The 22,983-nt window shown below is 63.6% G+C and carries 20 protein-coding genes; 8 read left to right on the forward strand and 12 right to left on the reverse strand.

The window, feature by feature from the left end; translation table 11 throughout:
- Positions 1 to 66: 66 nt before the first annotated feature.
- Complete coding sequence (locus tag NHH88_17500; GenBank protein USX11510.1) at positions 67 to 363, reverse strand: hypothetical protein; 297 nt, start codon at positions 361 to 363, stop codon at positions 67 to 69.
- A 148-nt stretch (positions 364 to 511) separates the two neighbouring features.
- Here NHH88_17500 and NHH88_17505 point away from each other — a divergent pair, with 148 nt between their 5' ends.
- From NHH88_17505 to NHH88_17525, 5 genes are all read left to right on the forward strand, one after another.
- A complete protein-coding gene (locus tag NHH88_17505; protein USX11511.1) occupies positions 512 to 2,113 on the forward strand; it encodes an ABC-F family ATPase in 1,602 nt (533 codons plus the stop codon).
- A gap of 24 nt (positions 2,114 to 2,137) precedes the next feature.
- Positions 2,138 to 3,283 (forward strand): quinolinate synthase NadA, encoded by a 1,146-nt coding sequence (gene nadA / locus NHH88_17510; protein ID USX11512.1) that lies wholly within the window; start codon positions 2,138 to 2,140, stop codon positions 3,281 to 3,283.
- Positions 3,283 to 4,149, forward strand: a complete 867-nt coding sequence (gene nadC, locus NHH88_17515; GenBank protein USX17366.1) for a carboxylating nicotinate-nucleotide diphosphorylase — start codon at positions 3,283 to 3,285, stop codon at positions 4,147 to 4,149. Before nadA ends, nadC begins: the two co-directional genes overlap by 1 nt.
- A 101-nt stretch (positions 4,150 to 4,250) precedes the next feature.
- Positions 4,251 to 5,039, forward strand: coding sequence for a PEP-CTERM sorting domain-containing protein (locus NHH88_17520; protein USX11513.1), 789 nt, complete (start codon positions 4,251 to 4,253; stop codon positions 5,037 to 5,039).
- A 116-nt stretch (positions 5,040 to 5,155) separates the two neighbouring features.
- Entirely contained in the window at positions 5,156 to 5,932 is a 777-nt protein-coding gene (locus NHH88_17525) for a transporter substrate-binding domain-containing protein (GenBank protein ID USX11514.1), read from the forward strand.
- Here NHH88_17525 and NHH88_17530 read toward each other — a convergent pair.
- The 11 genes from NHH88_17530 to NHH88_17580 form a co-directional block, all read right to left on the reverse strand.
- Positions 5,919 to 6,422 (reverse strand): GNAT family N-acetyltransferase, encoded by a 504-nt coding sequence (locus NHH88_17530; GenBank protein ID USX17367.1) that lies wholly within the window; start codon positions 6,420 to 6,422, stop codon positions 5,919 to 5,921. The genes NHH88_17525 and NHH88_17530 overlap by 14 nt on opposite strands.
- A 56-nt stretch (positions 6,423 to 6,478) precedes the next feature.
- The gene (gene nadB / locus NHH88_17535) at positions 6,479 to 8,092 is read right to left on the reverse strand and encodes an L-aspartate oxidase (protein USX11515.1); all 1,614 of its coding nucleotides are present in this window, start codon (positions 8,090 to 8,092) and stop codon (positions 6,479 to 6,481) included.
- Positions 8,093 to 8,328: 236 nt separating this feature from the next.
- A complete protein-coding gene (locus NHH88_17540; protein ID USX11516.1) occupies positions 8,329 to 9,948 on the reverse strand; it encodes a serine protein kinase in 1,620 nt (539 codons plus the stop codon).
- Between the two features lie 230 nt (positions 9,949 to 10,178).
- Positions 10,179 to 10,607, reverse strand: coding sequence for a hypothetical protein (locus tag NHH88_17545; GenBank protein ID USX11517.1), 429 nt, complete (start codon positions 10,605 to 10,607; stop codon positions 10,179 to 10,181).
- 412 nt (positions 10,608 to 11,019) lie between these two features.
- Positions 11,020 to 11,430 carry an Hpt domain-containing protein gene (locus tag NHH88_17550; protein USX11518.1) on the reverse strand — a complete coding sequence of 137 codons (411 nt, stop codon included), beginning with the start codon at positions 11,428 to 11,430 and terminating at the stop codon, positions 11,020 to 11,022.
- Between the two features lie 115 nt (positions 11,431 to 11,545).
- Positions 11,546 to 12,415 (reverse strand): proteasome-type protease, encoded by an 870-nt coding sequence (locus NHH88_17555; GenBank protein USX11519.1) that lies wholly within the window; start codon positions 12,413 to 12,415, stop codon positions 11,546 to 11,548.
- Positions 12,416 to 12,461: 46 nt separating this feature from the next.
- The gene (locus NHH88_17560; protein USX11520.1) at positions 12,462 to 13,265 is read right to left on the reverse strand and encodes a transglutaminase family protein; all 804 of its coding nucleotides are present in this window, start codon (positions 13,263 to 13,265) and stop codon (positions 12,462 to 12,464) included.
- A 15-nt stretch (positions 13,266 to 13,280) separates the two neighbouring features.
- Complete coding sequence (locus NHH88_17565; protein USX11521.1) at positions 13,281 to 14,234, reverse strand: alpha-E domain-containing protein; 954 nt, start codon at positions 14,232 to 14,234, stop codon at positions 13,281 to 13,283.
- A gap of 9 nt (positions 14,235 to 14,243) precedes the next feature.
- Positions 14,244 to 15,674: a circularly permuted type 2 ATP-grasp protein gene (locus tag NHH88_17570; GenBank protein USX11522.1), complete on the reverse strand. Its 1,431-nt coding sequence runs from the start codon at positions 15,672 to 15,674 to the stop codon at positions 14,244 to 14,246.
- 200 nt (positions 15,675 to 15,874) lie between these two features.
- Positions 15,875 to 16,450: a PRC-barrel domain-containing protein gene (locus NHH88_17575; GenBank protein ID USX11523.1), complete on the reverse strand. Its 576-nt coding sequence runs from the start codon at positions 16,448 to 16,450 to the stop codon at positions 15,875 to 15,877.
- 276 nt (positions 16,451 to 16,726) lie between these two features.
- Complete coding sequence (locus NHH88_17580) at positions 16,727 to 17,962, reverse strand: D-amino acid dehydrogenase (protein ID USX11524.1); 1,236 nt, start codon at positions 17,960 to 17,962, stop codon at positions 16,727 to 16,729.
- Between the two features lie 213 nt (positions 17,963 to 18,175).
- Between NHH88_17580 and NHH88_17585 the strand changes: the two genes are divergently transcribed.
- The 3 genes from NHH88_17585 (at position 18,176) to NHH88_17595 (ending at position 22,982) form a co-directional block, all read left to right on the forward strand.
- Positions 18,176 to 19,060 carry an N-acetylmuramic acid 6-phosphate etherase gene (locus tag NHH88_17585; protein ID USX11525.1) on the forward strand — a complete coding sequence of 295 codons (885 nt, stop codon included), beginning with the start codon at positions 18,176 to 18,178 and terminating at the stop codon, positions 19,058 to 19,060.
- 65 nt (positions 19,061 to 19,125) lie between these two features.
- Positions 19,126 to 20,010, forward strand: a complete 885-nt coding sequence (locus NHH88_17590; protein USX11526.1) for a LysR family transcriptional regulator — start codon at positions 19,126 to 19,128, stop codon at positions 20,008 to 20,010.
- Between the two features lie 206 nt (positions 20,011 to 20,216).
- The gene (locus tag NHH88_17595; protein ID USX11527.1) at positions 20,217 to 22,982 is read left to right on the forward strand and encodes a TonB-dependent receptor; all 2,766 of its coding nucleotides are present in this window, start codon (positions 20,217 to 20,219) and stop codon (positions 22,980 to 22,982) included.
- Position 22,983: the final 1 nt, after the last annotated feature.

The following is a 22,983-nucleotide window of genomic DNA, read 5'->3' on the forward strand; positions in this document are numbered from 1 at the left end:
GACACGTAGGTCGGATTAGGCGGAACGCCGTAATCCGACATGTGTGAGCGGCCGTTAGCGCTGGACTTATTTCGCCGGCGGGACCGGCGCGGGCTGAGTGTAGACCACCACCGACTGCGGCGGCATGGGAGCGGCCTTGGGCGTGGCGTTGTTGAGAACGAAGGTAGTCACCGTCAGCGCAGTGCCACCGAGGACGATCGCGGTGCCGACCACCCATTTGATCATGTCGGCGAAGCCCCTGTGCATCGCCACCTGCAGGGCGCCCATCTTGTCGGCCAACTCCGTCTGGCGCGCCTCGATCCGCGCCAGGCGTTCCTTGGCGTCGGTTGCGAACTCTTCCAGTTTGGCGATGCGCGCTTCCATGTTGCTCCTTTCCAGGGCCGGTCACCCTGAACTTAACAAAATTGTACGCCATGTTTTAGCCCCTGTCCCCGGTGCCGCGCGGTGGGTGCTGTATAATCTCGCATTTCCGCCTAACGGCATGATTTAATTAAGAAAAGCCCAATTCAGAATGCTATCCACCGCTAACATCACCATGCAATTCGGCGCCAAGCCGCTGTTCGAAAACATCTCCGTCAAGTTCGGCGATGGCAACCGCTACGGCCTGATCGGCGCCAACGGCTGCGGCAAATCCACGTTCATGAAAATCCTGGGCGGCGATCTGGAGCCGTCGGGCGGCAACGTGATGCTGGACACGAACGAGCGTCTGGGCAAGCTGCGCCAGGACCAGTTCGCCTATGAGGAAATGCGCGTGCTCGACGTGGTCATGATGGGCCACACCGAGATGTGGGCCGCGATGCAGGAACGCGACGCCATCTACGCCAATCCGGAAGCGACCGACGACGATTACATGAAGGCCGCCGAGCTCGAAGGCAAAGTGTCCGAGTACGACGGCTACACGGCCGAGTCGCGCGCCGGCGAGCTGCTGCTGGGCGCCGGCGTGGACATCGAGCTGCACAAGGGACCGATGAGCAATGTGTCGCCGGGCTGGAAGCTGCGCGTATTGCTGGCCCAGGCGCTGTTCTCGAATCCGGACATCCTGCTGCTCGACGAGCCGACCAACAATCTGGACATCAACACCATCCGCTGGCTGGAGGACGTGCTGAACGACCGTAACTCCACCATGATCATCATTTCCCACGATCGCCACTTCCTCAACCAGGTCTGCACCCACGTGGCCGACATGGATTACGGCACGTTGAAGATCTATCCGGGCAATTACGACGAGTACATGTTCGCCTCGACCCAGGCGCGCAACCAGCAACTGGCCAACAACGCCAAGGCCAAGGACAAGGTCGCCGAACTGCAGGACTTCGTGCGCCGCTTCGCCGCCAACAAATCCAAGGCCCGCCAGGCGACTTCGCGCGCCAAGCAGATCGAGAAGATCAAGGTCGACGACATCAAGCCGTCGTCGCGCGCCTATCCGTTCGTGCGCTTCGACGGCGAGAAGAAGTTGCACCGCCTGGCCGTCGAGGTCGACAGCATCGCGAAGAAATACGACCGCCAGCTGTTCAATAACTTCAGCATCATGGTCGAGGCGGGCGAGCGCATCGCCATCATCGGCGCCAACGGCGCCGGTAAGACCACCTTGCTGCGTTGCATAGGCGGCGACGACATCGCCGGCCTGCACGCCGACCACGGCACCGTCAAGTGGGCCGAGAACGCCAACGTGGGCTACATGCCGCAGGATCCGACCGAGGAATTCGCCAAGGACACGACGTTGACCGACTGGATGGGCGACTGGACCCAGGAAGGCGACGACGACCAGGCCGTGCGCTCGATCCTGGGCCGCCTGCTGTTCGGCGGCGACGAGGTCAAGAAGTCGGTCAAGGTGCTGTCCGGCGGCGAGAAGGGCCGCATGATGTACGGCAAGCTGATGCTGGGCCGCCACAACGTGCTGCTGCTCGATGAGCCGACCAACCACATGGACATGGAATCGATCGAGTCGCTCAACATCGCGCTGGAGAAGTACGCCGGCACGCTGATCTTCGTCTCGCACGACCGCGAGTTCGTGTCGTCGCTGGCCAACCGCATCCTCGAGATCAAGGAAAACGAAATCATCGATTTCCGCGGCAACTACGAGGACTACCTGTCCAGCCAGGGCATCGACTAACTTTACGTTCTTTCTTACGGCACCATGCAAACCATCGAGATCAAATCCGTCGAGTACGATCATCCTCAAGACGGAGCCAGCTGCACCGCCCATGCCTGGGCGCGCACGCCAGCGACACCGACGGCCGAACAGCGCACCGCGCTCAAGGCCCGCATCAAGCAACTGCTGGTCGAGAAGGAAGCGGTGCTCGTTTCGCACTACTACGTCGACGGCGACCTGCAGGACCTGGCCGAGGAAACCGGCGGCTGCGTCTCCGATTCGCTGGAGATGGCGCGCTTCGGACGCGACCACCCGGCCAAGACCTTGGTCGTGGCCGGCGTGCGCTTCATGGGCGAGACCGCCAAGATCCTCAGCCCGGAAAAGCGCATCCTGATGCCGGACCTGGACGCGACCTGTTCGTTGGACCTGGGCTGCCCGGTCGACGAGTTCACCGCCTTCTGCGACGCCCATCCGGACCGCACGGTGGTGGTGTACGCCAACACCAGCGCGGCCGTCAAGGCGCGCGCCGACTGGATGGTGACGTCGTCGATCGGCCTCGACATCGTGGCCCACCTGCACGCGCAGGGCAAGAAAATCCTGTGGGCGCCGGACCGGCACCTGGGTTCCTACATTCAGAAGCAGACCGGCGCGGACATGCTGCTGTGGCAGGGCTCCTGCCTGGTGCATGACGAGTTCAAGGGCGTCGAGCTCGAGCTGCTGAAGGCGCAATATCCGGACGCCAAGGTACTGGTGCATCCGGAGTCGCCGGCCAACGTGGTGGCGCTGGCCGATGTGGTCGGCTCGACGACGCAGATCATCAACGCCGCCGTCGAGTCCGACGCCGATACCTTCATCGTCGCCACCGACAACGGCATCCTGCACAAGATGCGCGCGGCCGCGCCGGGCAAGCGCTTCATCGAGGCGCCGACCGCCGGCAACAGCGCCACCTGCAAGAGTTGCGCGCATTGCCCGTGGATGGCGATGAACGGCCTGCAAAACCTGGCCGACGTGCTGGAAAACATGGAAACCAGCACGACCAACGAGATCCATGTCGATCCGGAGATCGGCCGCCAGGCGGTGGTGTCGATCAACCGCATGCTCGATTTCGCGGCCGCCAAGAAGGCCCGGGTGCAGCCCGGCGCCGACCTGGCCAAGGAAGCACAACTGTTTTCAGGAATTGGTCCCGCATGATGAGTACTTTGTCGAATAAATTCGCGCCCTTCGATGACGCGCTGAAAACGGCCTTCGAGGCCAATCTGCTGTCGGCCTTGCTGGAGGATGTGGGCACGGGCGATTTGACGGGCCTGCTGGTGCCGGAGGGCGGCCGCTCGACCGCGCGCGTAATCGTGCGCGAGGACGCGGTGCTGTGCGGCGCGCCGTGGTTTGAGGGCGTGATGAATTGCATGCAGGCCGGCATCGAGATCGACTGGCAGTACGCCGAGGGCGACATGATGAAGGCCGACAGCGTCGTCTGCGTCATCCAGGGCCCGGCGCGCGCGCTGTTGACGGCGGAGCGGGCGGCGTTGAACTTCCTGCAGTTGCTGTCCGGCGTGGCGACCGCCACCCGCAAATACGTCGACGTCATCGCCGGCACCAACGCGGCCATCCTCGATACCCGCAAGACCTTGCCGGGCCTGCGTCTGGCGCAGAAGTACGCGGTGCGCGTCGGTGGCGGTCAGAACCAGCGCCTGGCGCTGTACGACGGCATCCTGATCAAGGAAAACCATATCGCGGCGGCCGGCGGCATCACCAACGCGGTGCTGGCGGCCAAGCGTTTGGATAAGGGGGTATCGATCCAGGTCGAGGTCGAGAACCTGGACGAGCTGGCCGAGGCGCTGGCGGCGGGTGCGGTGTCCATCCTTCTGGACAACTTCAGCAACGACATGATGCGCGAGGCGGTCAAGATCAATGCGGGCAGGGCGCTGCTGGAGGCGTCGGGCGGCATCAACTTCGATACAGTGCGCGCCATCGCCGAAACGGGCGTCAACCGCATTTCGATCGGAAGCTTGACAAAAGATATACGCGCCACAGACTATTCTTTGCGGATTGTCAACTAAATTATTTAAAAAATATGCAAATAATACAATTGTTAAGGATGACTTAAAGATAATATAATCTCCCTTGTTCTTTTGCCACTATTAACCAGGGAGATAGTTAGATGAAATTGAAACATGTAGCGGGTATGTTGGCGTTGGTAGGTTTGAGCGGTCTGGCGCAGGCCGACAACTTCGTCAACGGCGGCTTCGAATCCGGCACCACCAGTGGTTGGACCACCGGTGGCGGCTATCGCGGCGGCAGCCCGAACGCTTCCATCACGCCGGCGGATTTCCTCGCCGGTGGCGCGCTGAACTCGGATGACGGCGCGCGCGGTGTGATCATCGACAAGACTTATGTCGATCCGAACGTGGGCGCGTTGATCGGTGCGACCGTACTCGATGGTAACTATTCGTACCGCGTGGAAGACACCACCTACGGCGGCTACGGCACCGTGATCAGCCAGCAAGTCAAGAATTACACCGATACCGACATTTACTTCGGCTGGAAGGCCGTGCTGGAAAACGGCGGCCACGTCGAGGACGAATCGGCTGCTATGATCCTGACCTTGACCGACAACACCACCGGCCAACTGGTCCTGAGCCGCACCTACAACGCCGGCAACGGCGGCGGCGGTGTCGATTCGCGCTTCCAGACCTCGGGCGAGTTCTTCTACACGGCGGCATGGCAGCTCGAGCACCTGAGCATCGACCAATCCCTGTCCGGCCACGACTTCACGTTGTCGCTGCTGGCAGCCGACTGCGAGCCTACCGGCCACACCGGCTACGCCTATATCGACGGCTTCGGTTCCTATGTTCCGCCGGTACCAGAGCCTGAAACCTACGCCATGATGCTGGCCGGACTGGGCATGATGGGCTGGGTGGCGCGCCGCAAGAAAGCCGCCAAGGTTTAAGTAAGCGGCGCTGCCGCGATGAACTGCTAGAATCCTCCTTGTTGCACGGTTTGTTGTGCCGGATGCTCCGGCAGGGAGGCTGCTTGCGCGTGATCGCGGCGTTTCAGGAAGACCCATTGGCTTTTCTCGTTCGACGGCGTCTGCTGTTCGGCACGTGCGGCATTGCGCTCGGCGCTTTGCCGCATTTTGCTTTGGGCGCCGACAAAGCGCCGCTGCGGGTGGTCGGCACGCGTTTCGAGGGCGTGTACGAGCGCGAGGCCGATGGCGGATTTTCCGGCCTGGGTGTCGAGGTGGTGCGCTTGCTCGCCAAGCGCCGGGACTGCGCCGTGCAGTTTGAAGTCTATCCCTGGCGGCGCGCGCAGCAGCGCGTGGCCATGGGCCTGGCCGACGTGCTGGTCGGGCCCTACAAATCCGCCGAGCGCGAGCAAATCATGCGCTTCGGCGAACAACCGTTTTTCCAGGACCAGGTGGCGTTTTATTCACGCGCCAAGGGCATGGTGTTCTGGGGTGGCGACTACGCCGCGCTCAAGGGCAAGCGTATCGTCACGCTCAACGGCTGGAGTTACGGCGCAGCGTTCACCGCGGCGGCTGCGGGCTTGAATATCAGCGTCGCCAACAACGTCGAGAACGGTTTGATGATGCTGATCTACGGCCATGTGGATATGTTTGCCAGCAACCGGCGCGACACCGATCCGGTGATACAGCGCATGGGCTTGACCGACAAGCTGCTGCCGGTGGCGCCACTGATCGATACGCAGAACGCCTATTTCGCTTTTCCCAAAACGGCGATCGGCGAGGAACTGGCCGGCGCCTTCGATCAGTTGCTGTCGGAATTAAAGAGCAACGGCGAGTTGCGGCGCATGGCCAGGCGCCACCTGGTCAGCCTGCCTTGATGGTGATGGCCTTGCGCATGCGGGTCAGCGGCACTTGCACCGGGCCGGGCAAGGCGATCTCGAAGTTGTCGACTTCGCTGAAGCCGCAGGCCAGGTACAGCGGGACGCCGGGCATGGTGGCCGCCAGCTCCAGGGCGTGAAAGCCGGCCTCGGCGGCGGCATCGGTGCAGTGCTGCAGCAGCAGCCGACCCAATCCCTGGCGCGCGGCGGACGGATCGACGAAGAAGGCGCGGATGCGGGCCGGCTCGGTGGCCGGGTCGAGCAGGGCGTCGATGCCTTGTTTAGTGCGGTCGGCGCCGAACAAGGTGCTGCGCTTGCTCCAGCCGCCACACGCCACCAGCTTGCCTTGCTGTTCGATGAGGAAATACGTCTGGTCGGCCACCAGCTGGGTATCGACGCCGAATACGTGTTGCGTCACCGCCCGCGCCTGTTCGGCGGTGTAAAAGCCTTCGCTCAGTTCGATGCCGGAGCGCTTGATCAGCGCTTCCATGGCGGGAATGTCGGCGGGCGCGGCGGCGCGTACGGTGACCGTCAAGATGTCCGTCCCTAATTGCGGCGCGGCGGCATCAGGATGCTCGGCAAAGCCTTCGGCAACGTTTCCGGATAGTCGCGGCTGAAATGCAGGCCCCGGCTTTCGCGGCGCTGCAGCGCGCTGTTGACGATCAGGTTGGCCACGTCGACCAGGTTGCGCAGTTCCAGCAGGTCGTGCGTGATGCGGAAGTTGCGGTAGTACTCGTCGATTTCTTCCTTCAGCAGCGCGATGCGGTGCTGCGCGCGTTCCAGGCGCTTGGTGGTGCGCACGATGCCGACGTAGTTCCACATGAAGCGGCGCAGCTCGTCCCAATTGTGGGAAATGACCACTTCCTCGTCGGCGTCGGTGACGCGGCTTTCGTCCCAATCGGGCAGGTAGGGCACTTCGCCTTTTTCCTTGGCGGCGATGTCGCGCGCGCAGGCGCTGCCGATGACCACGCATTCGAGCAGCGAGTTGCTGGCCAGGCGGTTGGCGCCGTGCAGGCCGGTGCAGGCGGTCTCGCCCACGGCGTACAGGCCGGGCAGGTCGGTGCGGCCGAACAGGTCGGTCACCACGCCGCCGCAGGTGTAGTGCGCGGCCGGCACGATCGGGATCGGCTGCTTGGTGATGTCGATGCCCAGCTCCAGGCAGCGCGCGTAGATCGTCGGGAAGTGTTCGATCAGGAATTCGGCCGGCTTGTGGCTGATGTCCAGGTGCACGTAGTCGAGGCCGCGCTTCTTGATCTCGAAGTCGATCGCGCGGGCCACCACGTCGCGCGGCGCCAGCTCGGCGCGCTCGTCGTGGGCCAGCATGAAGCGCGTGCCGGCGGCGGCGCCCGCTTCCGGCGGCAGCTTGAGCAGGCCGCCCTCGCCACGGATCGCCTCGGTGATCAGGAACGATTTGGCGTAGGGGTGGTACAGGCAGGTCGGGTGGAACTGGATGAACTCCATGTTCGAGATGCGGCAGCCGGCGCGCCAGGCCATGGCGATGCCGTCGCCGCTGGCGGTGTCCGGATTGGTGGTGTACAGGTAGACCTTGCCGGCGCCGCCGGTGGCCAGGACGGTATGCTCGGCGGCGAAGGTCAGCACCTGGCCCGATTTCTCGTCCTGGACGTACAAGCCGTAGCATTTCGGCTGGGAATGGCCTTTTTTGACCGGATGCAGCTTGTCGGAGGTGATCAGGTCGATCGCGCAGTGGTGCTCGAACAAGGTGATGTTCGGATGGGCGCGGACTTTTTCCTCCAGCGTGACTTGCACCGCGTGGCCGGTGGCGTCGGCCGCGTGGATGATGCGGCGCTGGCTGTGGCCGCCTTCGCGGGTCAGGTGGAAGCCCAGTTCGGCCGACGAGTCGCGCGTGAACGGCACGCCCTGCGCGATCAGCCATTCGATCGCCTCGCGGCCGTGCTCGACGATGTAGCGCGTGGCGCTTTCGTCGCACAGGCCGCCGCCGGCGATCAGGGTGTCGTCGATGTGCTGGGTGTGGCTGTCGCCGGAATCGAGCACGGCGGCGATGCCCCCTTGCGCCCAGTTGCTGGCGCCGTCTTTGAGCGCGCGTTTGGAGATAATCGCGACTGTGCGCGTTTCGGCCAGGTGCAGGGCGACCGAGAGGCCGGCCAATCCGCTGCCGACGATTGCAACATCAAATTTCATGATCACATGTGAAATGCTGTAAGGAAGCATGACTATAGTCTATTTGTCACACCTTCGTCATATTCCCCCGTTTTTTGCTGGTCTTTTGCCGGTTTTTCCCATTTTCTGAGCCCGGTTTGCGCTAGCGCCGGTTTGCGGTTGTGGGCGCGCAAAGCGAACGGACCTGCTTGTCTCCATCATGAAAGTTCCGCCGGTCAGAGCGGCAGGGAGCTTATTGTGATCAGAATATTTCATCATTACGTGTCGAAAATGGCCTTCATGCTGCTGATGCTGGAGCTGCTGGTGTTATTGACGGCCGCTGTCGCCAGCGCGCCGCTGTGGCGGCAAGGCGCGCCGTCGCCGGGGGCCAGCCTGTATCCGCCGGCGCTGGCGTTCGCGCTGGTGCTGGTGTTCAGCATGGGGGCGCTGGGCATGTAGAACTCCTTGCGCGTTAGCACCAGATAGTCGACCCACTTGCGCTTGCGGGCCGATTCGATGCGGGCGTCGCTTTCGATGCCGTCCTTGAGCGCCAGCAGCAGGTCCATCGTGCTCAGGCTGCTGCGCTGCGACTGGATGATGGCGTTCGACAGGGCATTGATGACGAAGCGCGGCGACACGCCGGACAGGCCTTCGTCCGGCGCCTTTTCCTTGTTGCGCACGCGTAGCGCCTCCGAGTGATGCACGCCGTCGACGTCCTCGCCCGCGTGGATGCGCACGCGCCGCGCCAGTTCGTTGTCGCGGTCCTCGCCCTCGTGCAGGCGAGTCAGGACGGCGAACACCGCCGCCGCGTGCAGCACGTGCGGGTCGAGGTGGACGCTGCGGAAGGCCGCCGCCGCAGCCAGGATCAGCTTGTGATAAATGCGCGCCTCCTCGCGGAAATTCAGGGTGTACGGCACCTGCACGATGACCATGCGGTCGAGCAAGCCTTCGTTTTCGCTCTCCTGCAGAAATTTGCGGAACTCGGCCAGGTTGGTGTGCGCCAATATCGTCTCGTCCAGATAAATCAGGGGAAAGCGCGCCACCTTGACGTTTTTTTCCTGTGTTAACGTCAGCAGCAGATACAGGAATTCGCGCTTGACCTTCAGGATCTCGATCATTTCCAGCATGCCGCGGCTGGCCGCGTACACGGCGCCCGACCACGACCACGCGCGCGGGTCGCCCTCGTCGCCGTACTCGGCCACCCTGGACAGGTCGACCGAGCCGACCAGGTCGGCGATATCGGCCGTGTTCGGATCGTGCGGCGCATAGGTGCCGATGGCGCTGCGGCCGGCCTCGGATATGAAAATGCGCTCGACCGGCATGCGCAGGAAGTCGCCGGCCAGCTCGTGCTCCAGGCGTGCCCGGCAGTGGGGGCACAGTTCCCCGGCGACCTCGACGTTATAGGTGTCGCGGAAGCCGGAGCGCATTGTGTGCGGCACCAGGTGCAACGGCGATTCATGCACCGGACAGCCGGCGATGCCGTACAGCGCCCCCTGGTCGGTGTAGCTGTATTCCTCGAGGCCCCGTTTCAGCCTGATCACGAGGGTGGACTTGCCGCCGGAAGGGGGGCCGAGCAGCAGCAACAGGCGCCGTCCGACCTCCGAGCCGGCGGCGGCGGCCTTGAAATAGTCCGCCACGCGCGCCAGGGCGTCGTCGATGCCGAACAGCTCGTCCGCGAACAGGCTGCAGCGCAGCTTGCCGTTCGGGTCCTGCTTGCCGCTCCAGCGCAGCATGTCCCAGATGTACTGATGGGAGCTGCGCGCTAACTGGCAGGGGGAGGCCGGCAAGACCTGCTCCATGAACTGCGAGAAACTTCCGGTCCAATGCCCGGCCCGGTGCTGGCGGGTAAAGGCCAACAGCTGTTCCTGGAATTGTGCTTGCTCGGTCAGTTGATCCATCGTCGCCTTTCCTCCAGCGTCGCGCAGATCCGGACGCGCGGCACTTCGGAGTATGGTCCGACGCATGGCAGGTCGCCTGATCTGCCTCAAATGGAAAAACGGATTTTTATGGCTGCAGGCTGGTCGTCGATGCCCCAAGCGTATCGCTGGCGAGGCGCGCGGGCAAAAAAAAACCGCCGCACCCTGAGGTGAAGCGGTTTGATGCCCGGATGAGGGGACTCGCGGGGAACTTAGCGCGGCGCGTAGTTGACGCTGGTCGCTTCCTTGATCACGCGGCCTGCCGTGCGCGCCGCGTTGGCGGCGCCGGCGCCACCCATGCCGTCGCCGGCTTCGTGCGCCATGCCGACCAGACCGACGGCCGCCTGGGCATCGCCTGCGCTGGCCGCGCGTTCGAACAAAGCGATCGCCTCGTTGCGCTTGGCCGGGTTGGACAAATACCGCAATGCCAGCTCGCGCTGGGCCACCGCGGAGCCCTGGTCTGCCCATTCCTGTAAACGTCGCTCCGCCGCCGGTTGGCCCTGCGGACCGATTTGCATCGCGGCGGCTTCAATCACGGTCGAGGCGGGTACGGTACCTTCCTGCGCCTGGCAGGCGATCAACGCCCCGACCAGAACCAGAACCGACGATACCAACACACCTGACTTGTTGAATAAATCCATATTTTAGTTACCCTTGGTAATCGCCGTTTAAGACGCAACGCACCATTATACTTGCATCTCGGCAAATTGTCTCTTACGCAATACTACGCAGAGACTAATTTCGTGTGCGAGAGCTTACGACATCGTCAAAATCCATGTCGCACATCCCGCGCAGCAACGCCGTGGTTCGCGCGCCTTTTGGATGGTGGCGATATTAACATGAACACTTTGGCGCTTCGGATTGCAAGTGGCGAATCAGGGTAACAATTGTAACCATTCGTTAACCCGGCAAAAAGCGCCCAAACGGAGCATACCAGTGTGCGCTGCAACATGACCGTTCGTTACGATTTTTAGCAAGCTTACAAGGGGGATTGGAAGATTTAGTGCGGAATCGCGCAATGACAGAACGTCCTCGCGAAGAAGGAACCCGGCCTTATGCCCGGGTCGTCTTGCCGTCCAGCGGAGCGTTATGCAGCAGCCAATCCGCAGCCTGGCGCAGGACCAGCTGGTATTCGGATTCCAGTTCGGCGAACAGGTGAGGGATGTGCTCGGTCTGGCGCTCGGCCAGCGCCTGCTCCAGCTTGAGCGACGACGCCACCAGGCGCTTCGCCCCCAGCGTGCCGATGGACCCACGCAGACTGTGGAAAATCTTGCCGGCATCGACCAGACGCTCCTCCCGGATCGCTTCGCCGGCCTGCTGAAAAGGGGCCATGCCGGGCGCGCAGGCGTCACGGACGATTTTGGAGACGATCGCCAGCGCCTTGTCGTCGTTGCCCATGTATTTGAGCAAGGTGGCGACTGAGAATACGTTCTCTTCGGGTCCAGACGGACTGGTTTCAGACATGCGGCGCTCCACAACGACATTGATTGACTAATAATACACTGACGCGCGATGTTGCCGTACAGATTGTTCGAACATACTTAAACTTACTGGGCTCGGATTAAGCCAGATCAATACACTACTGTTGACCGTTGTTGAATTGCTGCGCCAAGGTCTGCAGCGGCACGATGGACGCGGCCGGCGCGGTACCGGCCGGCGGGACGACACGGACCGGCTTGCCGCCCGTCTTCGCCGCGTGCAGCACGTTGCTGGTAGCCTCGGGCGCCGCGTTCCACAGCGGATTGTCGAGGCCCTCGAACACGCGTTTGAGCTGGTCGCCCCAGGTGTTGCGGATCATCTGGAAATACTGGTTGCGCTCGTCGATGGTCACGAAATGCGTGACCGCCAGCGCGTCGGTCCCGTAGACCAGCAAATCGAGCGGCAGGCCGACCGAGACGTTGGAGCGCAAGGTCGCATCCATCGAAATGAGCGCGCACTTGGCGGCATCGTCCAGGCTGGTAGCCGGCGTCACCACGCGGTCGAGGATCGGCTTGCCGTACTTGGCCTCGCCGATCTGGAAATAGGTGTTCTCGTCGTGCGATTCGATGAAATTGCCGGCTGAGTAGATCTGGAACAGGCGGCAGCGCTCGCCCTTGATCTGACCGCCGAAAATAATGCTGACGTTGAAGTCGATGCCAAACTCGGCCAGCGATCTGGCGTCGCGCTCATGCACCCGGCGCACGGCGTCGCCGAGGATGCGGGCGGCCTCGTACATGTTCGGCGCGTCCCACAGGCTGCTGCCTGCGGCCGCCTGCTCGGACACCAGTTGGCGGATCGATTGCGAAATCGACAAGTTCCCGGCGGTCATCATGACCATCATACGGTCGCCGGGCACCTCGAACACGCTCATTTTGCGGAACGTGCCGACCTGGTCCACGCCAGCGTTGGTGCGCGAATCCGATAAAAACACCAGCCCGGCATCGAGGCGCATGCCCACACAATAAGTCATCGTCGTAAAGTATTGAATAAAAGTACGACTATTTTACACGTGGTAATTACCTGGCCCCAATTTTCACATCGACTTCCATCGATTCCTGGCCGCCGCCGCGCCGCACGCCGCGCACCGGCGCCGCCGAGTCGTAGTCGCGGCCGATGGCCAGACGGCAATAGGCATCGGTCATCAGGCGCGCATGCGTAACGTCGATGCTGATCCAGCCGACGTAATCCTTGTCTTCGGCCCAGGCGTCGACCCAGGCGTGGCTGGCCGCGTGCCCGGTGTCCTCGGGATCGATGTAGCCGGAAACGTAGCGCGCCGGGATGCCGTGCGCATGGCAGCAGGCCAGGAACAGGTGGGCATGATCCTGGCACACGCCTTCGCCCAGCGCCAACGCGTCGCTGGCGGTGGTGGTGACGACGGTCGCACCGCTTTGATACCGGACCGCACCAAAGATGTGCTCGGCAAGCGAAAGCAGGTCCTTGCTCTGCGCCCGGCCGTGCGGCAGGCAGGAGGCGGCCAGTTCCAGGATGCCTGGTGCGGCCTCGGTCAGGCGCGTCGGCACCGTGAAGATCAGCGGCGACAGCGTGTCGCCGTTCGGCACCCGCCCCTTGAGCGGCGCGACGGTCTCGATCACGCCCGAGGCGACGATGGCCAGGCCCTGGTGCGGCGTGTCCATCGTCATCATGTGCGACAGGTTGCCGTAGGCATCGGTGTAGGCATGCACATGGCCGGGCATGCCGATATGCCACGACAGCACATGCTGCTGCGGCTCCTTGCGCGGCGTCAGGTGCAGCTGCTGGATGGTGTAGGCCAGGGGCGCGGTATAGGTGTAGCGTGTTGCATGCCGAATATTCAGGAGCATTTGCCAGCCTCTCGCTCAAGCCGCCAGCGGCACCAGGAAATCGCGGCTGACGCGGTCGCCCAGTTGGTTGATGTCGGCCAGGAAGCGGGTCAGCGTTTCGTGCAGGCCGGCCTCCAGGATGTCGTCGATATTGCTGAATTGCAGCGCCGCGCGTAGCCTCCCAGCCAGGCGCTCGGTATCGGCCGACACGTCGTTGCGCACCTCGGCCAGGTTCTGCACCACCTCGTCCATACACGCCAGCAACGAGCGCGGCATGTCTCCGCGCAGCATCAGCAGCTCGGCGATGCGGGCCGGCGTGATGACGTCGCGATACACCTTGCGGTAGATCTCGAAGCCCGACACCGAGCGCAGCAGCGCGCCCCAGTAATAGAAATCGTGCTGGCTCATGGCCTCGCTGCGGGTGGCCTCGGCGCCGCCGCCATGGAACTTGACGTCCAGGATGCGCGCCGTGTTGTCGGCCCGCTCGAGGAAGGTGCCGAGACGGATGAAATGCACGGCCTCGTCGCGCAGCATGGTGCCGACGGTCACCCCGCGCGACAGGTGCGAGCGGAACTTGACCCATTCGAAGAACTTGCTCGGATCGTCCTCCAGCAAATCGCTGTCGAGGCGCTTTTGCATGTCCAGCCAGGTCTGGTTCTGGATTTCCCACACTTCGGTGGTCAGGGTGCCGCGCACGGCGCGGGCGTTCTCGCGCGCCTCGGTCAGGCAGGCGACGATCGACGAGGAATTATCCGGGTCGCGCACCATGAAATCGATAACCTCGCGCGCCTCCAGGGTCTTGTGCTTGGCGTCGTAGGCGGCTTGCAGCTCCGAAATGCCGAGCATCGCCCGCCATCCGTGGGCGTTGTCCTCGTCGGACTGGGGCAGCATCGACGTCTGTACGTTGACGTCGAGCATGCGGGCGGTGTTTTCGGCGCGCTCGGTGTAGCGCGCCATCCAGAACAGGTGATCTGCGGTACGGCTTAACATGGTGTCTCCTTAGCGTTCCAGTATCCAGGTGTCCTTGGTGCCGCCGCCTTGCGACGAATTCACCACCAGCGAACCTTCTTGCAATGCCACCCGGGTCAGGCCGCCGGGCACCATCGAAATGGTCTTGCCAGACAGCACGAACGGACGCAGGTCGATGTGGCGCGGCGCGATGCCGTTCTCCACATAGGTGGGGCAGGCCGACAACGCCAGGGTCGGCTGGGCGATATAGCCGTCCGGCTTGGCCAGCAGGCGCTGGCGGAAATCCTCGATCTGCGCCTTGGTCGACGCCGGGCCGACCAGCATGCCGTAGCCGCCGGCGCCGTGCACCTCCTTGACCACCAGCTCGCCCAGATTGGCCAGCGTGTAGTCCAGATCCTCTTTTTTGCGGCACTGGTAGGTCGGCACGTTGTTGAGCACCGGCTCCTCGGACAGGTAGAACTTGATCATGTCCGGCACAAAAGGATAGATGGACTTGTCGTCCGCCACGCCGGTGCCGATGGCGTTGGCCAAGGTCACGCGGCCGGCGCGGTACACCGACAACAGGCCCGGCACGCCGAGCGAGGAATCCGGGCGGAACGCCAGCGGATCGAGGAAATCGTCGTCCAGGCGGCGGTAAATCACGTCGACGCGCTTAGGTCCGCGCGTGGTGCGCATGAATACGGTGTTGTCGCTGACAAACAAATCCTTGCCCTCGACCAGCTCCACGCCCATTTGCTGGGCCAGGAAGGCGTGCTCGAAATAGGCCGAGTTGTACATGCCCGGCGTCATCACCACCACCGTCGGATCGTTGATCCCCATGGGCGCGACCGAGCGCAGGTTGTCGAGCAGCATGTCCGGGTAATGGTCGACCGGCGCGATTTTGTTGCGCGCGAACAATTCCGGGAATAGCCGCATCATCATCTTGCGGTCTTCGAGCATGTAAGAGACGCCCGACGGCACGCGCAGATTGTCTTCCAACACGTAAAACTCGCCTTCGCCGGCGCGCACGATATCGACCCCGGCGATGTGGGCATAGATGTCCGAGGCCACGTTGATGCCCTGCATCTCGGGCCGGTATTGCGCGTTCTTGTAGATCTGCTCGGCGGGAATCAGGCCGGCCTTGATGATGTTCTGGTCGTGGTAGATGTCATGGATGAACATGTTCAGCGCCTTCACGCGCTGAACCAGGCCGGTTTCCATCTTTTTCCACTCGGCGGCGGGGATGATGCGGGGGATCGTATCGAACGGAATCAGCCGCTCGGTGCCGGCGTCGTCGCCGTAGACGGCAAAGGTGATGCCGACGCGGCGGAAGGTCAGGTCGGCCTCGGCCCGCTTTCGCTCGATGGTTTCGGCCGACTGGCGCTGGAGCCAGCCGCAAAACTCGCGATAGTGTTCACGTACCTCGGCGCTGGCATGGTGTGCCAGGCCGTCAGCGGTCATTTCGTTGAAAAATTTTGCCATGTCGAACGTTCCTCTGTGGGGTGCCTTTATCTTCTATCAAGAAGTGTGCCAGAGGAAATGCCCGATATTGGTGCGTTTACACTATTGGGATAACTACACTGTCGATGATAAGGACGCAAAACGCCAAGGCACGCTACGAAGCATACCTTGGCGCTGAGAATTGTGTTGGACAGAATGCAATCGTGCTGTCCCCTCAACAATTAGAGGTTGCCGCTGCCCGAGCCGGTGCTGCCGTAGCCGGAGCCGGTCTGGCTGCCGGTCTGGGTGCCAACGCCGCTCTGGCTGCCGTACCCTGGATCGCTCTGCAGGCTTGAGCTGCCCGCGCCCATCACGCTGCCGCTGGCGGTACGGGTGCCGAGGGCGCCTTGCTGGGTACCGTAGAAGTTGTGCAGCTGGGTGCTGAACTCGGCGCTGGCCATGTCGGGCCAGTTATCCTTGTCGAAGCCCGGCGCGTTCTTCAGGTGGTCTTTGGACACGTCCAGCAGGAAGCGCTTGTTGACGGTGTCCAGTTGCAGGGCTTCCCAAGGCACGGCGAACAGTTTGTCGCCCATGCCCAGCCAGCCGCCGAAGGACAGCACCGCGTAGGCGACTTTGCCCTGGCGCATGTCGAGCATGATTTCCTTGATATCGCCCAGGTCTTCTTCCTGGCGGTTGTAGACATCCTCGCCGATCAGCGTGTCTGCGCCCATCAGGCGGGGGCCGGGGCCGCTGTTGACGTCGAGGTCGTTATCGAGGTCGGTGTAAATGCCGTAGGTGTCGCGGTCTAGGTAGCTCATGATGGTCTCCAAGTGGTTGAACAAATCCCGTCATACATGCCGCGGGAACAAGGCTCATCATGCGTCCAACGCGACGGTAGAGGTATAGGTGCGCGTGCGGTGTCGATGTAGGACGGGGATGAGTTCCCGGAGAACATAGCGAGGTGCTACTCGTGTACCCGCCAATCACGTCGAACCGCCTCTAAAACACGTAGGGCGGATTAGCGCAGCGTAATCCGCCATGCCTGCGTTGCGACGGCTCACGCATTGGCGGATTACGGCTTCGCCTAATCCGCCCTACGTGGAACCGAGGCCGTCCAGCGCGAACGGCGGGGTTTCGCCGCGCAGCGCGCCCGCCAGCAACTTGGCGGTGCCGCAGGCGAAGGTGAAGCCGAGCGCGCCATGGCCAACGTTAAGCCACAGGTTGTCGTAGCGGGTGGCGCCGATGATGGGCGCGCCGCCCGGCGTGGCCGGACGCAGGCCTGCCCACGTCTCGACGTTGTCGTAGTCGGCCGCGCCCGGCATGGCTTCCCTTGCCAGCCGCATCAGGCCCTGCACGCGGCCGTGCTCGATGGCGAGCCTGGCGCCCACCAGGTCGACCATGGCGGCCACCCGCAGCCGGCCGCCGATGCGCGCGTACAGCACCTTGCGCTCGAAGTCGGTCACGCTGATTTCCGGCGCGCGGTCGACCGCGCGTATCGGCGCCGTCAGGCTGTAGCCCTTGAGCGGATACAAGGGCAGGTAGATGCCGGCGCGCCCCGCCAGGTCGCGGCTGTCGATGCCGGCCGCCAGCACGTAATGATCGCCGCCCATGCGCCCGACGGAAGTGTCGAGTCCGCTCACCCGGCCGTCTTCGACCAACAAGGCGTGCACATCGGCGTGGACGACGCCAACAAAATTGGGATGCGCGCGCAGGCGCAGTTCCAGTGCCAGGCAAAACGCGTGGCAGTCGGCCACCGCTTCGCCGGGGTTGAAGATGGCGCCCGCCAGCACGTTGTGCAGCGCCGCCAGGGCCGGTTCCCGCGCCACAGTGGCGGCCGGCGACAAGATCTCGGCATCGGCGGCGGCCAGCCCGGCGGCGCGCTCGAACAGCGCGCGGCTGCGATACACGATCAGCTTGCCGGCGTCGCGCCAGGCGAACTCGGACGGCGGCAGCAGCGGCGACAGTTCCGCCATCGCATTGCGGCTCAGTTCGCCCAGCTGCAGCAAGGTGGCGGTGGTGCGGCGGTTGACGTCGGCATTGCAGTTGCGCAGAAATTGCAGGAACCAGCGCCATTGGCGCGGGTCGGCCTCGGGGCGAAAACGCAGCGGTCCGTCGCGCTGGAACAGCCACTGCAGCGCCTTCAGCGGCACGCCGGCGTCCGCCAGCGGCGCCACGTAGCGATAGCTGAGCTGGCCGCCATTGCGGTAGCTGGCCATGCTGCCGACTTGCGCCTCGCGCTCGACCAGGCGCACCTGAAAGCCGGCCTCGGCCAGCCACCAGGCCGACGTCAGGCCGACCACGCCGCCGCCGATGACGACGATCTCGCTCATGGTTCAGTGTCTCCCGCTGACAACAATATTGTTCCTATGCCCGGCGGCACATCGCACCGTACGCGGCACAGAATAACGTGGCCTGGCCGCCGTTGCCAATGAAAACCGGCGCTGCCACCATAACCTTTAGGAATGCGCGTCCGGCAACGTTTCATGCCTCAAGCACGCGTTTGGCGATTACACTGACAGCATCGAACCCATCGAGGCATGACGATGCTCAGAACCGAAATTCCCAGCCAGGAACATGCCGGCCTGGACCAATATCCGGTGCCCGACCTGGTCGAGACCCTGATCGCCGACCAGTTCAACGCCATCGCGGCGGTCCGCCATGCGGCCGCGCAGATCTGCGCCGTCGTCGAGGCGGCCGTGCCCCGCATCGCCGCCGGCGGACGCCTGATTTACGTGGGCGCGGGCACCTCGGGCCGGCTTGGCGTGCTGGACGGCGTCGAGCTGCATCCCACTTTTTCATGGCCGCACGAACGGGCGCTGTCGCTGCTGGCCGGCGGCAAGGGCGCCATGTTCCAGGCGGTCGAGGGCGCCGAGGACGACGCCGACCAAGGCGCCGCCGACCTCGCGGCGCTGCGTCCCGGTCCCAGGGACGTGGTCCTGCTGCTGGCCGCCTCGGGCGCCACGCCGTACGTGCTGGGCGCGCTGGACGCCGCCCGCGCCAGCGAGGCTCTGACCGTCGGCATCGCCAACAATCCAGGCGCGCCGCTGGTGCTGCGGGCCGGCATCGGCATCACCCTGGATACGGGGCCGGAGATCATTTCCGGCAGCACCCGCCTGAAGGCCGGCACCTCGCAGAAAATCGTGCTCAACACCATCTCCAGCGCGATCATGGTCAGGCTGCACAAGGTTTACGGCAACCTGATGGTGGACATGAAGCCGAGCAATTCCAAGCTGGTCCAGCGCGCCGTCGCGCTGACGATGCACGCCACCGGCGCCGACGAGGCCCGCGCCCGCGCGGCCCTGGAGCAATGCGGCTTCCACGTGAAAGTCGCCATCGTCGCCTTGCTCAAGCAGCTATCGATACCGCAGGCGCAAGCCTTGCTCGACCGCAGCGCCGGCAGTGTGCGCGCCGCACTCCTGCTACAGTAGCGCGCAGAGGCGTTATTGAAAGAGGGACCATGCGGTTACGGCACATAGAAGTATTCCACGCGATCATGCAAGTCGGTACCATCAGCGGCGCTGCGCAGGTGCTGCACATTTCCCAGCCGGCCGTTACCAAGGTGCTGCAACATTGCGAACTGCAACTGGGCATGCCGCTGTTCGAACGGGTGCGCGGCAAGCTGTATCCCAAGCCGGAGGCGCACCGCCTGTTCGCGGAAACGGAAAAGCTGCATCACGAACTGCAAGGCATCCGCCGCCTCGCCGCCAGCCTCAAAAGCCGCACGGTGGAAACCATCCGCCTGGTGGCGACGCCGACGATCGCCGTCAGCGTCCTGCCGCAGGCGATGAGCGCATGGCGTCGCGCCTTCGCCGACACCCGCTGCGAGCTGGCGACCCACCACACCAGCGAGATCATCAACACGCTGCGTCTCGGCGAGGCCGATCTCGGCCTGTCGCTGCAGGACCCGCGCCATCCGGGCATCATCGCCGAGCCGATCGCGCAGGGCGTGATGACGGTGATCGCGCCGCCGGGCAGCTGGTCGGCGGCGGAAGAGGGCGAAGCGCTATCGGCCTGCGGCCTGATAGGCGAGCTGATCGGCTACACAGACAACGATCCGTTGGGCGCACAGGTGGAGGCCGCCTGCGAAGCGCAAGGCATCGCGCCCTCGGTCCACACCGTGGTGCAAACCTACCAGATCGCCCGCTCGCTGGTGGAGGCGGGCGGCGGCATGGCCGTGGTCGATCCGTTCACTGCCGCTTCCGGGCGCGGGCGCCTGCAAAGCCGTCCCTGGGCGCCAGCCATTCCCATCCCGCTATACTTACTAACTCCGGCCCACGCGCCGCTGTCGCACGGCGCCCGCCGCTTGGCTGACAGTATCGGCACGGCCGCGCGGGCGTTGCTGGAAGAGACTTTATTATTTACTCCGTGGCAAAAATGATACAAATGCCATTCCGTAAATTGAGAGCGGCTGGCATCCTCCTCCTGCGCCGCTCACTTTATGACTAAAAGTTATAACCTCAAAAGCTATTTTCATTGGATGGCGACAAAGTCGAGCGGCTAATCTGGACTGGCGGGACAGCGCGGCGCAATGACGCCGGCAACCGCCTGACTCGATAGATCGCAAGCACATCAAAGGGAGAGGCCGTGAAGGTTAAGAAACTGGCGCACATGATTGCGCTGATAGGTGTTGTCGCCCCGGCATCGGGACCGGTGCTGGCGCAAAGCGGCGAACCGAGCATGCAACGGGTCGAGATCACCGGCAGCAGCATCAAGCGGGTGGCCAAGGAGGGCGCTTTGCCGGTGCAGGTGATTAACTACGAAACCATCGAAAAGCAGGGCATCACCAGCACAGAACAGTTAATCCGCACCTTGTCGGCCAACGGCACGGGCGCCGACAACATGACTTCCGGTAATAACGTCTTCGGCGCCGACGCCGACCGCGTCAGCGGCGGCGCCTCGTACGCATCGCTGCGCGGACTCGGCCCCAACAGCACCCTGGTGCTGCTCAACGGCCGCCGCATCGCCACCTACGGCGCCAGCGGCAAGTCCGTCGACCTGAACGCCATTCCGCTGGGCGCCATCGCCCGCGTCGAGATCCTCAAGGACGGCGCCTCGGCCATCTACGGCACCGACGCCATCGGCGGCGTCATCAACTTCATCCTGCGCACAGATTATCGCGGCCTGGAGGCGTCCTACACCGGCAACTTCACCGAGGAGGGCGGCGGCGCCAAGCGCCGCCTGTCGCTGCTCGGCGGCACCGGCTCGCTGCAGACCGACGGCTACAACCTGATGGGTAGCGTCACCTACGACAACGACGAAAAGCTCAGCTCGCGCGAGCGCTCGTTCGCCAACGGCTTCCAGCCGGCGCGCGGCCTGTCGCCGGACACCACCGGCACGCCTTTCGCCAACCAGCTCAATGGCCCCGGCACCGCGCTGGGCGCCGGCTTCAAGATGCCCGGCGACAATACGACCTATCTGCAGGCGAATCCGCTCAGCTTCCAGGGCAAGTGCGATTCGATTCCCGGCATGTCGCAATACCAGACCGCGCTGTGGAGAGACGTTACCGCCGCCGCCCGCAGCACCTACTCGTGCGCCTACGACTATGGCGCCGACTACATTATCAGCTTCCCGGTCGAGCGCCTGAACGCGGTCTCGCGCGGTACCGTGCAGATCAGCCCGGACCACAAGGTGTTCGTCGAGGCCCTGTACGGCCACAACAAAGCCATCTCGGAGCTGACGCCGGTGCAAATCTCCGCCACCGTGGCCAACGGCGGCGTCTACCCCGTCGGCGGCGCCTACTACCAGGACCTGTCGCAGTATATTTCCACCTTCGACAAGAGCAAGCCGATCTCGTACAAATGGCGCGCCAACGACTGGGGCTACCGCCAGCAGGAGAACGTCACCGACAACGCCCGCCTGCTGCTCGGCGCCGAGGGCGTCCTGCTGGGCAAGTGGGACTACCGCGCCGGCGTCTCCCACGGCGAGAGCAAGACCAAGACCCGCCTGCTGAACGGCTATGGCTACACCAGCAAGATCTACGCTGCGCTGGGCACCGGCCTCATCAATCCATGGCTGACGCCGGGGCAGTCGCAAACGCCGGAGGCGATCGCGCTGATCGACTCCACCCGCTATCGCGGCCCGCTACAGCACGGCAAAACAAAACTGACCCAGATCGACGGCAACATCTCCGGCGAGGTGATGCAATTGCCGGCGGGGGCGATGTCCATGGCGGTCGGCTTCGACCTGCGCCGCGAGGGCTACAGCTTCGCGCAGGATGTCGACGCCACGCAAATCTTGCTGGCGCCAGGCAACGCGGCGTTGAACGACGCGACGCGCGACATCAAGGCCTTTTACACCGAGCTCTTGGTGCCCGTCACCAAGGAGCTGGAGCTGCAACTGGCCGTGCGGCGCGACCACTACAGCGTATTCGGCGATACCACCAACCCCAAGGTGTCGTTCCGCTACCAGCCCAACAGTTCGCTGCTGTTCCGCGGCTCGGCCAACAAGGGTTTCCTGGCGCCGAGCTTCACGCAGCTGTATTCCGGCAGCCTGCTGCAGGAACTGCCAAACGGCATCATCGATCCCATCGGCTGCCCGGCCAATCCGGGCAATCCGGCTTTCTGCGCCATTCCGCGCCTGGAATATCTGACCGGCGGCAACACCAAGCTGAAGCCGGAGACCTCCAAGCAGGGCAGCCTCGGCGTCGTCTTCGAGCCGGTCAAGGGTTACTCGGCATCGCTGGATTACTGGGCGATCAACACGCTCAACCGCATCCTGAACCGCACGCCGCAAGTGGTGCTGGCCAACGCGGCGGCACTGTCCGAGAACATCGTGCGCAATCCCGACAATACCATCGCCTATGTGCAAGCGGGCTGGATCAATGCCGCCGGCGCCAAGACGCGCGGCGCCGACCTGAGCCTGCGCGGCGAAGGCAAGCTCAGCAATTACAACTGGAACTTCAGTCTCGACGGCACCTATACCAACAGCTTCAAGTTCGCCGAGTTCGAAGGGCAGGAATACAAGGAATATGTGGGCAACTTCTACACCCGCGACCTGTATCTGCGCTGGAAGCACAACGCCAGCTTCAGCCTGTCCAAAGGCGACTGGAGCGCCATGCTGATCCAGAACTACAGCACCGGCTACAAGGACCAGTTGCCGAACGCGGGCAAGTCGCCGCCGCCGCCGGGCTTCAATCCCAACGTCAAGGCTTATACCAAGTACGACCTGTCGGCTACTTACAGCGGCATCCGCAACACCACGATCACGGTGGGCATCCAGAACATCCTCGACACCGATCCGCCGTTCACGGCGCACAACGTCGACGAAGTGGTGGGTGCCGGCTGGGACCCGCGTGTCGCCGATCCGCGCGGCCGCTCGCTCAGCGTCTTGCTGAAGTATAAGTTCCTGTAAT

The organism is Oxalobacteraceae bacterium OTU3CAMAD1 (assembly GCA_024123915.1).
Classification (GTDB): domain Bacteria; phylum Pseudomonadota; class Gammaproteobacteria; order Burkholderiales; family Burkholderiaceae_D; genus Rugamonas.